We start from the raw sequence: 12,929 nt of genomic DNA on the forward strand, positions 1-12,929 counted from the left end.
AACTGATATAAAATTAGAGTAATTATTTCTCTGGCATATACTTGTCGTTATAAATACTCTTCAGAATATCAACCCGAACAGCGTTGCTGCTGTTCATCTTCACTACTGTCAGTACTTCATCAGATCCCCTGTGGCGCCAGCATTCTCCCTCTATATCGCATTTTTCCTGTTTTTCATAGCCCACCATTGAGAGATATTCACTAATTTTCCACGTATCCCTGGTATTATGGAACGTCACACTCCATACATCGGCCTTAGGGCCAGAAATGTTCGTATAATTAAAGTCATACACCTGGGATATTCTCGGCATTCTTTTTAAAACTTGGGGAGTGTAATAATCATATTTGGCTTTATCAAACTCTGTATATTGTGCGTTACCTGCAAGTCTCATTTTAATATTAGGCCAGAAATAAGAGCCGCATATAACTATTACCATCAGCACTATTATGGCTGCCTGTTTCATATGCTTCCCTTTTTTACCAGTTAACGACCGTTCCATCTCTGGAAACTATTTTAACGTTACCAGACCTAAAGTCGCTGTAAGGTATCACTGTTCTCATGAATGAGGGTAAAACACCTTTTACAGGATGAGCTAAAGCTGATTTCATCGGATCGGGAAATAAAATCGGTTGGAATGAGGTGTTTTTAAAAGAGCCGATTGGACCATAATAATCCCAACGTCTGAGGGCTTCCTCTTTGCTGACGGGCTGCAATAGCGGGAATGGGTTACTATATGAGACTACGCGGTAGAACCCCAGCAAATCGGATACTAAATCCTCACCACTGAAACCGCTGACGGTGTAAAGATAAAAGGGGAAATTTGACTGTAAACCTTCAAAACGATGAGCAAGCGCCATCATCATGGAAAGCGCTATACTATATCGCTCAAATAAGCTGCGCCCTTTTCTAATTCTCCATCTGATGAACTTCCCAATGGTGAGCCCTCCTCTTCCCATACTCTGAGTGTATTTTATATCGTAATAATCCTTTACTGAATGCTCGCCTTGGTGCATATCCGAGAGTAACTTTCTGACATCATCTCCTCGAGCATGTCCCATATCTATCCACCCCAAAACTTCGGTGTAGATTATCCCACTTCTTAAAATTCCAGCCTCTCTGCCATCCTGAATTTCTTCTCTTACGCTCATGTCTATCACTCCGACTGACTAAATGCTGAAGATTTTGCTGTAAATGCCCCTACACACATAGAAGCGATAGCTGAGGGGGGCTATTTTTCAGAATAGAGGCCGCTGAATATCAGAGTTTACTCATGATGACTTCCCTAATGGCTTCTGGCGTGTCAACTTGTCCTATGGTTGGGGAGTGATAGCTTGATGAAATATCATACGTAGCCCGCCAGTAAACGGCGGCGCTACGTGTTTTTACCGATGCGTTGGTACTTCCACATTCAATCCGAATTATATTTTCTCATCATTTATTATCACCACTCATAACTCAAAGCGCATACCATAACGCGTTTACAGCAAATTCGCATTAGCTGTAGTTATTAAAATCACTTCACCTTAGAAAATCTCAATCGTGACAATGCGCACAAATCGTTAACCTTAGCCCCCAGCAAATCAGGGGGAAGACATGCTGTTACACGTTTTATATTTAATTGGTATCACTGCTGAAGCCATGACGGGTGCGCTTGCGGCAGGTCGTCGTCGTATGGATACATTTGGCGTTATTATTATTGCCACCGCGACGGCCATTGGCGGTGGATCAGTGCGCGATATTCTTCTCGGCCATTATCCGCTCGGCTGGGTGAAACACCCTGAATACGTCATTATCGTAGCCACTGCCGCAGTACTGACAACGATTATTGCTCCCGTGATGCCCTACCTGCGTAAAATCTTCCTCGTACTGGATGCGCTGGGCCTGGTGGTCTTCTCTATTATTGGCGCACAGGTGGCGCTGGATATGGGACACGGGCCAATTATTGCCGTGGTTGCAGCGGTTACCACCGGCGTCTTTGGCGGTGTATTACGCGATATGTTCTGCAAACGTATTCCGCTCGTATTCCAGAAAGAACTTTATGCCGGCGTGTCATTTGCCGCTGCCGTGCTGTACATCGTGCTGCAACATTATGTCTCCAGCCACGATGTGGTGGTGATATCTACCCTACTGTTCGGCTTTACAGCACGTTTACTGGCACTGCGCCTGAAGTTGGGACTACCGGTGTTTTATTATCGCCATGAAGGCCACTAAGGCATAAAACCCGCGATACGCTGAGCAGCTAACCAGTTGCTCAGCGCAGTGATTTCTCGATCCTCCAGCCACTGAATAACCCGTCGTGTCCTCTGCCCCCCCATGGAAGGAAGCTGCCGCCAGCTTTGTTCATCGCGGTCCTGCAATTGTTGCCACGAATCATCCCGACTGGCATTCAGCGTTACCTGTGTTAACGGTATTCCCATGGCGATAACCCAGCGCGTGAACGGGAGATGGCGCGACAGGTTAAACTGATGCCATATCTTCTCCCCTTTGCTCACGCCTAATGTGGACTGGATCTGCTCCTGAGTTAATCCGAGCCATGAAAAGATATGCTCAAAACGATACGCCTGATGCAGTTCCCGCCACCCCGCTTCGCCAATACCTTCTAATTCCAGCACCTCTTTTGCGCCCAGCCAAACCAGTCTGGCAATAAACTGCTCGTAACACCCCGGCGTGGCATAAAAACAGGTCATTGAATTGAAGCGACCCTCAGGCGGCTTTGGCTTAGTGCGTTGAGTGCTACGCCAGACCACTTCGTCGATACGGGGGATCCCCTGACCTGCCAGACTTATCAGAATATGATCTCCAGGTGCGATATCCCATTCATTCCAGCGACGTACAGAGCCAATATTGACGCGTTGCACTCGTTTATCGTCCAGCATGACGGGCTCCAACATAGCAACAACGGCAATTTTCCCACTTTTACCAACTGAAAACTGAATATCTGTAACCTCTGATACCTGAGCCACCGGGGGATATTTCCACGCTGCCAGCCAGTCGCCCTGCCCGGGTACCCAGTATCGCGCCTGCGGTTCTTTCCCCGATCGCACCACGACACCATCCGTCACAAAAGGGAGCGCCGAAGTCCACCACCTGACGCGGGCATGCTCTACGTCATCCGCATTCTTCACAGCCTGAGTATAGCGCTGTGCAAAACTGAACCCGGCAGCGGTGAGTTGCTCCAGCCTTTCCGACATGACCGCCGGACCATCAGGCCAGGCCCAGATAAATATGTTCAGAGAGCGTAATAACTCCGGCGTGTGCTGCCGCATCATCATTCCGGCAACCTTAGAACGGGCATTTATACCGCCTTTCTTTTGCTGGATATGCCCATCCTGCTGCAAAAAAATCTCCCCCTGCAGCGTGCTGTTAGCAAGCAGTCCTCTGACGGTCCGCGGTATTGAAGGCATCTGGAGAACCTTTTGCGTCCAGTCCTCACCTTTGAGGCCGTTACCACGGCTAATCGCCTTAATCAGATTGCCATCCCGATAAACCAGCGTTACCGCAACACCGTCTACCTTTGGTTGCACCCAGAGATCGCTACGCGTCTGCATCCATTGCTGCACCGCTTGCTTATCCGCCAGCTTACGAACCCCCGTATGAGGAACAGGGTGCAATATTGAGCCGCTTATCGGTGGCGCAGACAGGTCTGTCTGTGAATCACCGCCGAAACAGCGCTGCCATTGGCGTAGTTGCGCATTCAACTGATCATAAATACCGTCATCTACGACACTCACACCCTGCTGCCAATAACTATCATCCCATTGCGTTATCTGCTGTTGTAGTCGCGACATTTCCTCGTTTGCCCGATCCGCAGACCAGGCGGGACACGCGGCCCCAGCCCGCAAATGGCAGAACAGTAACGCCAGCACAATGCTTTTCCATAACCCCATACCGCCTCCGCCTGAAAATGCGTTTCCCGGCAGGTATAGCGCAAAGCCTCATCGAAACAGAGCGGCAAAAATTCATCATGCGAACAGCTTTCCTGGCATTTTCACTTTTTGCAGCAAACCGCCAGTAAAACAGGAAACTGGTACGCAAAACGCAATAAACATGCGCAAAAAGTGTGACAAGGGCTACGTCACATAGCGGCTACGTGTATAATAAGCCCGTATGTAGGCTCTCTTTCGACAATCACATACATTAAGATACTCATGGCTCAAGGCACGCTTTATATTGTTTCTGCCCCCAGTGGCGCGGGTAAATCCAGCCTGATTCAGGCTTTATTAAAGACCCAACCGTTGTATGACACCCAGGTTTCTGTTTCACACACCACGCGCGCACCGCGCCCGGGGGAAGTGCATGGTGAACACTATTTCTTTGTGAACCATGACGAATTCAGAACCATGATTGGCAGAGATGCGTTCCTGGAACACGCTGAGGTATTCGGCAATTATTACGGCACTTCGCGTGAGACGATTGAGCAAGTATTAGCATCCGGTGTAGATGTCTTTTTAGATATCGACTGGCAAGGTGCACAGCAAATTCGTGAAAAAATGCCGCATGCACGTAGCATTTTTATTTTGCCACCTTCTAAGATTGAACTGGACCGCCGTCTCCGCGGCCGCGGGCAGGATAGCGAAGAAGTGATCGCAAAACGTATGGCGCAAGCTGTTGCAGAAATGAGCCATTACGCCGAATATGATTATCTTATTGTGAATGATGATTTCGATACTGCCCTGGGCGATTTGAAAACCATCATTCGCGCCGAACGTCTGCGCATGAGCCGCCAAAAGCAGCGTCATGACGCTTTAATCAGCAAACTGTTGGCAGACTGAACCCACATTCAGTATCATGCCCAGTCATTTCTTCACCTGTGGAGCATTTTAAGTATGGCACGCGTAACTGTTCAGGACGCTGTAGAGAAAATTGGTAACCGTTTTGACCTGGTACTGGTCGCCGCGCGTCGCGCTCGTCAGATGCAGGTAGGCGGAAAGGATCCGCTCGTACCGGAAGAAAACGATAAAACTACCGTAATCGCGCTGCGCGAAATCGAAGAAGGTCTGATCAACAACCAGATCCTCGACGTACGTGAGCGCCAGGAACAGCAAGAGCAGGAAGCCGCTGAATTACAAGCCGTTACCGCTATTGCTGAAGGTCGTCGTTAATCACAAAGCGGGTCGCCCTTGTATCTGTTTGAAAGCCTGAATCAACTGATTCAAAACTACCTGCCGGAAGACCAGATTAAGCGTCTTCGGCAGGCGTATCTCGTTGCACGTGACGCTCACGAGGGCCAAACACGTTCAAGCGGTGAACCCTATATCACGCACCCGGTAGCGGTAGCCTGCATTCTGGCCGAGATGAAACTCGACTATGAAACGCTAATGGCTGCACTGCTGCATGACGTGATTGAAGATACCCCTGCCACCTACCAGGATATGGAACAGCTTTTTGGTAAAAGCGTTGCTGAACTGGTAGAAGGGGTATCAAAGCTTGATAAGCTTAAGTTTCGCGATAAGAAAGAGGCGCAGGCCGAAAACTTCCGCAAGATGATTATGGCGATGGTGCAGGATATCCGCGTCATTCTCATCAAACTTGCCGACCGTACCCACAACATGCGCACACTGGGCTCATTACGCCCGGATAAACGTCGCCGCATCGCCCGTGAAACCCTCGAAATCTACAGTCCGCTGGCACACCGTTTAGGTATTCATCATATAAAAACCGAGCTGGAAGAGCTGGGGTTTGAAGCGCTGTACCCGAACCGCTATCGCGTGATTAAAGAAGTGGTTAAAGCCGCTCGCGGCAACCGCAAAGAGATGATCCAAAAAATCCTCTCAGAAATCGAAGGGCGTTTACAAGAGGCTGGCATTCCATGTCGTGTAAGCGGACGCGAAAAGCATCTGTACTCTATCTATTGCAAGATGGTACTCAAAGAGCAGCGTTTTCACTCGATCATGGATATTTACGCTTTCCGCGTTATTGTTCATGATTCCGACACCTGCTATCGCGTACTCGGCCAGATGCATAGCCTGTACAAACCTCGTCCTGGTCGCGTTAAAGACTATATCGCCATTCCGAAAGCGAACGGATATCAGTCTTTGCACACCTCAATGATCGGCCCACACGGCGTCCCGGTAGAAGTACAGATTCGTACTGAAGACATGGACCAGATGGCGGAGATGGGGGTCGCAGCGCACTGGGCGTATAAAGAGCACGGCGGTGAAAGCAGCACCACTGCACAAATCCGCGCTCAGCGCTGGATGCAAAGTCTGCTGGAACTGCAGCAGAGCGCCGGTAGCTCGTTTGAATTTATTGAAAGCGTCAAATCTGATCTCTTCCCGGATGAGATTTATGTTTTCACACCGGAAGGGCGAATTGTCGAATTGCCTGCCGGTGCAACACCTGTCGACTTCGCCTATGCTGTGCATACCGATATCGGTCACGCCTGCGTTGGTGCCCGCGTCGACAGGCAGCCTTACCCACTTTCGCAGCCGCTCTCCAGTGGCCAAACCGTTGAAATCATTACCGCGCCGGGCGCACGTCCGAATGCTGCATGGCTCAACTTCGTGGTCAGTTCGAAAGCGCGCGCCAAAATTCGCCAACTGCTGAAAAACCTTAAGCGCGATGATTCCGTCAGTCTGGGTCGTCGTCTGCTCAACCATGCCTTAGGCGGTAGCCGTAAACTGGCAGAGATCCCGCCAGAGAGCATCCAGCGTGAGCTTGAGCGCATGAAGCTCGCCACGCTTGACGATCTGTTAGCTGAAATCGGCCTGGGTAACGCCATGAGCGTGGTCGTTGCGAAAAACCTTCAGCAGGGTGAGGTGCCGGCAAATGCGCCAGCACAATCTGGTCATGGTCATCTGCCAATTAAAGGCGCAGACGGCGTGCTGATCACCTTCGCAAAATGCTGCCGTCCAATTCCTGGCGATCCAATCATTGCCCACGTCAGTCCGGGCAAAGGTCTGGTGATCCACCATGAGTCCTGCCGTAACATCCGTGGCTACCAGAAAGAGCCTGAGAAGTTTATGGCGGTTGAATGGGATAAGGAGACCGAGCAGGAATTCATCACTGAGATTAAGGTGGATATGTTTAACCACCAGGGTGCTCTGGCAAACCTGACGGCGGCAATCAACACGACCACCTCCAATATTCAAAGTCTGAATACTGAAGAGAAAGATGGCCGCGTCTACAGCGCCTTTATTCGCCTCACTGCCCGCGATCGCGTGCACCTGGCGAACATTATGCGCAAAATCCGCGTCATGCCGGACGTGATTAAAGTCACCCGTAACAGAAACTAGTCTTTTATGAATGAACAGCGTTATGCACGTATCCGCGAAATGCTCGCGCGGCGTCAGCCTGATCTGACTGTCTGCATGGAGCAGGTCCACAAACCTCATAACGTTTCTGCGATCATTCGTACCGCGGATGCCGTCGGCGTGCATGAAGTCCACGCCGTCTGGCCGGGTAGTCGTATGCGCACCATGGCTTCCTCTGCCGCGGGCAGCAACAGTTGGGTGCAGGTGAAAACTCACCGCACTATCGGCGATGCGGTCACGCAGTTAAAAAGTCAGGGCATGCAAATTCTGGCCACTCACCTCTCTGACAAAGCTGTCGACTTCCGCGAGATTGATTACACGCGACCAACCTGCATCCTGATGGGCCAGGAAAAAACCGGTATCACCCAGGAAGCATTAGATCTGGCAGATCAGGACATCATCATTCCGATGATTGGTATGGTGCAGTCGCTGAATGTCTCGGTCGCCTCAGCGCTGATTCTGTACGAAGCACAACGCCAGCGGCAAAACGCCGGGATGTACCAACGAGAAAACAGCATGCTGCCGGAAGACGAACAGCAACGTTTGCTGTTTGAAGGGGGATATCCAGTGCTGGCCAATGTGGCGAAGCGCAAAGGACTCCCCTATCCCCACGTGAATACGCAGGGCGAAATTGAAGCCGATGCAACGTGGTGGGCCACTATGCAGTCTGCGAGATAAACACGATGAAAGGCGGTTTACTGGATGCTATCCCACTCAACTCTCTGACGGGCGTTGGCGCAGCACAAAGCAGTAAACTGGCTAAAATTGGCCTGTACACCGTGCAGGATCTCCTGTTACACCTTCCTCTGCGCTACGAAGATCGTACTCATCTTTACCCAATTGGCGAACTCTTGCCTGGCGTCTACGCCACCGTTGAAGGCGAAGTGTTGAACTGCAATATCACCTTCGGTGGCCGCCGGATGATGACCTGCCAGATAAGCGATGGTTCGGGTATTCTGACGATGCGCTTCTTCAATTTCAGCGCCGCGATGAAAAATAGCCTCGCGACCGGAAGACGGGTGCTGGCCTATGGCGAAGCTAAACGTGGGAAATATGGCGCCGAGATGATCCATCCGGAATATCGCGTACAGGGCGATCTCAGTACGCCAGAACTCCAGGAAACGCTCACTCCGGTTTACCCGACAACCGAAGGCGTGAAGCAGGCAACGCTGCGTAAACTGACCGATCAGGCGCTGGATTTGCTTGATACCTGTGCCATTACCGAACTGCTACCACCGGAATTACTACAAGGGATGATGAGCCTGCCAGAAGCTCTGCGCACGCTGCACCGTCCACCACCGTCACTCCAGCTAAGCGATCTGGAAACCGGACAACATCCGGCACAGCGACGTTTGATTCTGGAAGAACTGCTGGCCCACAACCTCAGCATGTTGGCGTTACGCGCCGGAGCCCAGCGTTTTCACGCCCAGCCGCTGAGCGCGAACGATACGCTGAAAAATAAGCTACTGGCAGCCCTCCCCTTTAAGCCAACCGGCGCACAGGCGCGGGTAACCGCCGAGATTGAACGCGACATGGCGCTGGATGTCCCGATGATGCGACTGGTACAGGGTGATGTTGGTTCCGGAAAAACGCTGGTTGCGGCACTTGCTGCTCTACGGGCAATTGCACATGGCAAGCAAGTTGCGCTGATGGCCCCCACCGAACTGTTGGCTGAGCAGCATGCAAATAACTTCCGCAACTGGTTTGCACCGCTGGGAGTTGAAGTGGGCTGGCTGGCCGGCAAGCAAAAGGGTAAAGCACGTCAGGCACAGCAGGAAGCTATTGCCAGCGGCCAGGTACAGATGATTGTCGGCACTCACGCTATTTTCCAGGAACAGGTTCAGTTCAACGGTCTGGCATTGGTTATCATCGACGAACAGCACCGCTTCGGTGTGCATCAGCGTCTGGCGCTGTGGGAGAAAGGTCAGCAGCAGGGTTTCCACCCACACCAGCTAATCATGACCGCCACGCCAATCCCACGCACGCTGGCGATGACCGCCTATGCCGATCTCGACACATCAGTGATTGATGAACTGCCTCCGGGACGTACACCGGTCACCACCGTCGCGATTCCGGATACCCGCCGCAGCGACATTATTGACCGTGTGCGTAACGCCTGCACGCACGAAGGACGTCAGGCGTACTGGGTCTGCACGTTGATCGAAGAGTCTGATTTACTGGAGGCCCAGGCAGCAGAGGCCACGTGGGAAGAACTTAAACTCGCTCTGCCGGAGCTTAATATTGGTCTGGTGCACGGGCGCATGAAACCTGCAGAGAAGCTGTCTGTCATGGCTGCGTTTAAACAGGGCGAAATGCATCTGCTGGTCGCCACTACAGTGATTGAAGTTGGCGTAGACGTACCTAACGCCAGCCTGATGATTATTGAAAACCCGGAGCGTCTGGGTTTAGCGCAGTTACACCAGCTGCGCGGCCGCGTCGGTCGCGGTGCAGTCGCTTCTCACTGCGTCCTGCTGTACAAATCACCGCTGTCAAAAACAGCGCAAAAGCGTCTGCAGGTGCTGCGAGACAGCAACGACGGATTCGTTATTGCGCAAAAAGATCTGGAGATCCGCGGCCCCGGTGAGCTGCTGGGTACACGCCAGACCGGAACGGCGGAATTTAAGGTGGCGGATTTACTGCGCGATCAGGCAATTATTCCGGAAGTTCAGCGCATTGCCCGCCATATTCACGAACGTTATCCACAGCAGGCAGTGGCGCTGATAGAGCGCTGGATGCCGGAAACTGAACGCTACTCCAACGCATAACCCTCTTCATCGCGGCGGTTATCACACCGCCGCACGGCCTTTATTGCGCAAAAATCGGCAACAGCAGATACAGCTTAATTACCAGTGCATTGACGATATCGATAAAGAACGCCCCCACCATCGGCACCACCAGAAACGCCATATGTGATGGACCAAAACGTTCGGTAATCGCCTGCATGTTAGCAATCGCTGTCGGCGTTGCGCCAAGGCCAAAGCCACAGTGCCCGGCAGCCAGCACCGCCGCATCGTAGTTCTTACCCATCAGGCGCCAGGTGACAAAAATCGCATACAGCGCCATGAAAATGGTCTGTACGACAAGGATTGCCAGCATTGGCAGCGCCAGCGAGGCCAGTTCCCACAGCTTGAGGCTCATTAACGCCATTGCCAGGAACAGCGACAAACTGACGTTACCAAGCACCGAAACCGCACGCTCAAACACCCGATAAAAGCCCAGTAGCGCCAGACCATTACTCAGGATCACACCGACAAACAGTACGCAGACGAAAGTCGGCAGTTCCAGCACCGTTCCCACCAACATTTGCGCAACGATTTTGCCCACCGTCAGGCAGATAGCAATCAGCGCGATAGTTTCAATCAGCACCAGCGAGGTGATCATGCGCCCAACATCTGGCTTTTCAAACGCAGTCGGTACTGCCTGATCGTCCGGCATACCGTCCGGAGTCGTGGAGTGTTTTACCAGATAGCGCGCAACAGGCCCACCGATCAAGCCGCCCAGCACCAGGCCGAACGTTGCGCATGCCATTGCCACTTCAGTTGCATTAGCGAAACCATAGCGTTCAATAAACAGCTTGCTCCACGCCGCTCCAGTTCCGTGCCCACCAGAGAGCGTTATCGAACCGGCAATCAGGCCCATCAGCGGGTCGAGACCCAGCAGGCTTGCCATCCCGATACCGATAGCGTTCTGCATTAATAGCAGCCCAACAACCACAATCAGAAAGATGCCCACCACGCGGCCACCCGCGCGCAGGCTGGCAATATTGGCGTTCAGGCCGATAGTTGCGAAGAACGCCAGCATCAGCGGATCGCGCAACGTCATATCAAAATTGACCTCCCAGCCCATGCTTTTTTTCAGCACCAGCAACGCGATCGCCACCAGCAATCCACCTGCTACAGGTTCGGGAATCGTATATTTTTTCAGGAAAGAGACAGACTGGACGAGCTTACGCCCCAGCAGCAACACCAGGGTTGCAGCAACCAGTGTTGATAATGTATCGAGGTAAAACATATACAGCTCCATTAGTGCGCTTTGCAGTTCTGCTACGCACGATTCATTCCAGGTCGATTTTTAGCTCTTAATGAGTTATCGGGGTGGATTTTAAGCAGAAAATGATGAAAAGTTATATAAAAATGTTTGTTTATCCGTTTTAAATATTAAGAATAGTTACTCGCAAACGTTTGCTTTTCTGTCCTGGTCAGATAAAATCACCGCTTTTCCACCATGGGATTGCCTCTGATGTCCGTTAACGCCGTAGAGTCGACAAATGCGCAACCGGTTGCGCAGACTCACAACAGTGAACTGATTTACCGTCTTGAAGATCGCCCCCCGCTAGCCCAAACCCTGTTTGCCGCCTGTCAGCACCTGCTGGCCATGTTCGTCGCGGTGATCACGCCTGCTCTGTTAATCTGCCAGGCGCTCGGCTTGCCGGCTCAGGATACTCAACACATTATCAGTATGTCGCTGTTCGCTTCCGGCGTGGCTTCTATCATTCAGATCAAAGCCTGGGGACCGGTAGGTTCAGGGCTGTTATCCATTCAGGGCACCAGCTTTAACTTTGTTGCGCCGCTGATTATGGGCGGTACGGCGCTAAAAACCGGTGGCGCCGATATCCCAACCATGATGGCGGCGTTGTTTGGCACACTGATGCTGGCAAGCTGCACCGAGATGGTTATCTCGCGTGTACTACATCTGGCTCGTCGTATTATTACTCCGCTGGTCTCAGGGGTGGTAGTGATGATCATTGGTTTGTCACTGATTCAGGTGGGCCTGACATCGATTGGCGGCGGCTACGCGGCAATGAGCGACAACACCTTTGGCGCACCGAAGAATTTGATGCTAGCTGGTGTCGTGCTGGCGCTGATTATCATTCTTAATCGCCAGCGCAACCCATACCTGCGCGTTGCGTCACTGGTGATTGCCATGGCTGCAGGCTACCTGCTGGCCTGGTTTATGGGCATGTTGCCGCAAAATACCGCGCCGGTAAGTCAGGATCTGATCATGGTACCAACGCCGCTGTACTACGGTCTGGGTATCGACTGGAGCTTACTGCTACCGCTGATGCTGGTCTTTATGATCACCTCGCTGGAGACCATCGGTGATATTACGGCAACCTCCGATGTCTCCGAACAACCGGTCTCGGGTCCGCTGTACATGAAACGTCTGAAAGGCGGAGTACTGGCGAACGGCCTGAACTCGTTTGTTTCCGCCGTATTCAACACCTTCCCGAACTCCTGCTTCGGTCAGAATAATGGGGTCATCCAGTTAACCGGCGTTGCCAGCCGCTATGTTGGTTTTGTGGTGGCGCTGATGCTGATCGGGCTGGGTCTGTTCCCGGCAGTCAGTGGCTTTGTACAACATATCCCTGAACCTGTTCTGGGCGGGGCAACGCTGGTGATGTTCGGGACTATCGCCGCCTCCGGGGTACGCATCGTGTCACGTGAACCGCTGAACCGCCGCGCCATCCTGATTATCGCACTGTCGCTGGCTGTTGGTCTCGGCGTCTCCCAGCAACCGCTGATCCTGCAGTTTGCGCCTGACTGGGTAAAAAACCTGCTCTCTTCCGGCATTGCTGCTGGCGGTATTACCGCTATTGTTCTGAACCTGATTTTCCCGCCAGAGAAAGCGTAAGCGAAATGCGGCGTTGATTCTGAATCAACGCCGCTGTAACGCTCT

At 52.1% G+C, this 12,929-nt stretch carries 11 protein-coding genes; 7 read left to right on the forward strand and 4 right to left on the reverse strand.

Going from position 1 to position 12,929, the window contains the following annotated elements; genetic code table 11:
• Positions 1-22: 22 nt before the first annotated feature.
• Positions 23-463 (reverse strand): hypothetical protein, encoded by a 441-nt coding sequence (locus tag FDX19_RS06735; protein ID WP_137382112.1) that lies wholly within the window; start codon positions 461-463, stop codon positions 23-25.
• Positions 464-476: 13 nt separating this feature from the next.
• Positions 477-1,148, reverse strand: a complete 672-nt coding sequence (locus FDX19_RS06740; RefSeq protein ID WP_137382113.1) for a hypothetical protein — start codon at positions 1,146-1,148, stop codon at positions 477-479.
• A 445-nt stretch (positions 1,149-1,593) separates the two neighbouring features.
• Between FDX19_RS06740 and FDX19_RS06745 the strand changes: the two genes are divergently transcribed.
• Positions 1,594-2,211 carry a trimeric intracellular cation channel family protein gene (locus FDX19_RS06745; RefSeq protein WP_003024049.1) on the forward strand — a complete coding sequence of 206 codons (618 nt, stop codon included), beginning with the start codon at positions 1,594-1,596 and terminating at the stop codon, positions 2,209-2,211.
• Here the strand turns inward: FDX19_RS06745 and ligB are convergent.
• Positions 2,208-3,887 carry an NAD-dependent DNA ligase LigB gene (gene ligB / locus FDX19_RS06750; protein ID WP_137382114.1) on the reverse strand — a complete coding sequence of 560 codons (1,680 nt, stop codon included), beginning with the start codon at positions 3,885-3,887 and terminating at the stop codon, positions 2,208-2,210. The genes FDX19_RS06745 and ligB overlap by 4 nt on opposite strands.
• Before the next feature lie 261 nt (positions 3,888-4,148).
• Between ligB and gmk the strand changes: the two genes are divergently transcribed.
• From gmk to recG, 5 genes are read left to right on the forward strand one after another with little or no spacing between them, the layout of a single operon-like run.
• A complete protein-coding gene (gene gmk, locus FDX19_RS06755; RefSeq protein ID WP_137382115.1) occupies positions 4,149-4,772 on the forward strand; it encodes a guanylate kinase in 624 nt (207 codons plus the stop codon).
• A gap of 54 nt (positions 4,773-4,826) precedes the next feature.
• The gene (rpoZ, locus tag FDX19_RS06760; protein ID WP_000135058.1) at positions 4,827-5,102 is read left to right on the forward strand and encodes a DNA-directed RNA polymerase subunit omega; all 276 of its coding nucleotides are present in this window, start codon (positions 4,827-4,829) and stop codon (positions 5,100-5,102) included.
• 18 nt (positions 5,103-5,120) lie between these two features.
• Positions 5,121-7,235, forward strand: coding sequence for a bifunctional GTP diphosphokinase/guanosine-3',5'-bis pyrophosphate 3'-pyrophosphohydrolase (gene spoT / locus FDX19_RS06765; RefSeq protein WP_137382116.1), 2,115 nt, complete (start codon positions 5,121-5,123; stop codon positions 7,233-7,235).
• A gap of 6 nt (positions 7,236-7,241) precedes the next feature.
• Positions 7,242-7,931 (forward strand): tRNA (guanosine(18)-2'-O)-methyltransferase TrmH, encoded by a 690-nt coding sequence (gene trmH, locus FDX19_RS06770; protein WP_137382117.1) that lies wholly within the window; start codon positions 7,242-7,244, stop codon positions 7,929-7,931.
• Between the two features lie 5 nt (positions 7,932-7,936).
• Entirely contained in the window at positions 7,937-10,018 is a 2,082-nt protein-coding gene (gene recG, locus FDX19_RS06775; protein ID WP_137382118.1) for an ATP-dependent DNA helicase RecG, read from the forward strand.
• A gap of 40 nt (positions 10,019-10,058) precedes the next feature.
• On the opposite strand, the gene gltS is transcribed toward recG, so the two are convergent.
• A complete protein-coding gene (gene gltS, locus FDX19_RS06780) occupies positions 10,059-11,264 on the reverse strand; it encodes a sodium/glutamate symporter (protein WP_137382119.1) in 1,206 nt (401 codons plus the stop codon).
• A 228-nt stretch (positions 11,265-11,492) separates the two neighbouring features.
• On the opposite strand from gltS, the gene xanP reads away from it, so the two are divergent.
• Positions 11,493-12,884: a xanthine/proton symporter XanP gene (xanP, locus tag FDX19_RS06785; RefSeq protein WP_137382120.1), complete on the forward strand. Its 1,392-nt coding sequence runs from the start codon at positions 11,493-11,495 to the stop codon at positions 12,882-12,884.
• Positions 12,885-12,929 lie beyond the last annotated feature (45 nt).

This window comes from Citrobacter sp. wls619, from assembly GCF_005281345.1.
Classification (GTDB): domain Bacteria; phylum Pseudomonadota; class Gammaproteobacteria; order Enterobacterales; family Enterobacteriaceae; genus Citrobacter.

Bases quoted from the DNA above. Each gene is read 5' to 3' on its own strand.
- gltS (WP_137382119.1), bottom strand. From the start codon at position 11,264: ATGTTTTACCTCGATACATTATCAACACTGGTTGCTGCAACCCTGGTG.
- gmk (WP_137382115.1), top strand. From the start codon at position 4,149: ATGGCTCAAGGCACGCTTTATATTGTTTCTGCCCCCAGTGGCGCGGGT.
- FDX19_RS06740 (WP_137382113.1), bottom strand. From the start codon at position 1,148: ATGAGCGTAAGAGAAGAAATTCAGGATGGCAGAGAGGCTGGAATTTTA.
- FDX19_RS06745 (WP_003024049.1), top strand. From the start codon at position 1,594: ATGCTGTTACACGTTTTATATTTAATTGGTATCACTGCTGAAGCCATG.
- FDX19_RS06735 (WP_137382112.1), bottom strand. From the start codon at position 463: ATGAAACAGGCAGCCATAATAGTGCTGATGGTAATAGTTATATGCGGC.
- ligB (WP_137382114.1), bottom strand. From the start codon at position 3,887: ATGGGGTTATGGAAAAGCATTGTGCTGGCGTTACTGTTCTGCCATTTG.
- trmH (WP_137382117.1), top strand. From the start codon at position 7,242: ATGAATGAACAGCGTTATGCACGTATCCGCGAAATGCTCGCGCGGCGT.
- recG (WP_137382118.1), top strand. From the start codon at position 7,937: ATGAAAGGCGGTTTACTGGATGCTATCCCACTCAACTCTCTGACGGGC.
- rpoZ (WP_000135058.1), top strand. From the start codon at position 4,827: ATGGCACGCGTAACTGTTCAGGACGCTGTAGAGAAAATTGGTAACCGT.
- xanP (WP_137382120.1), top strand. From the start codon at position 11,493: ATGTCCGTTAACGCCGTAGAGTCGACAAATGCGCAACCGGTTGCGCAG.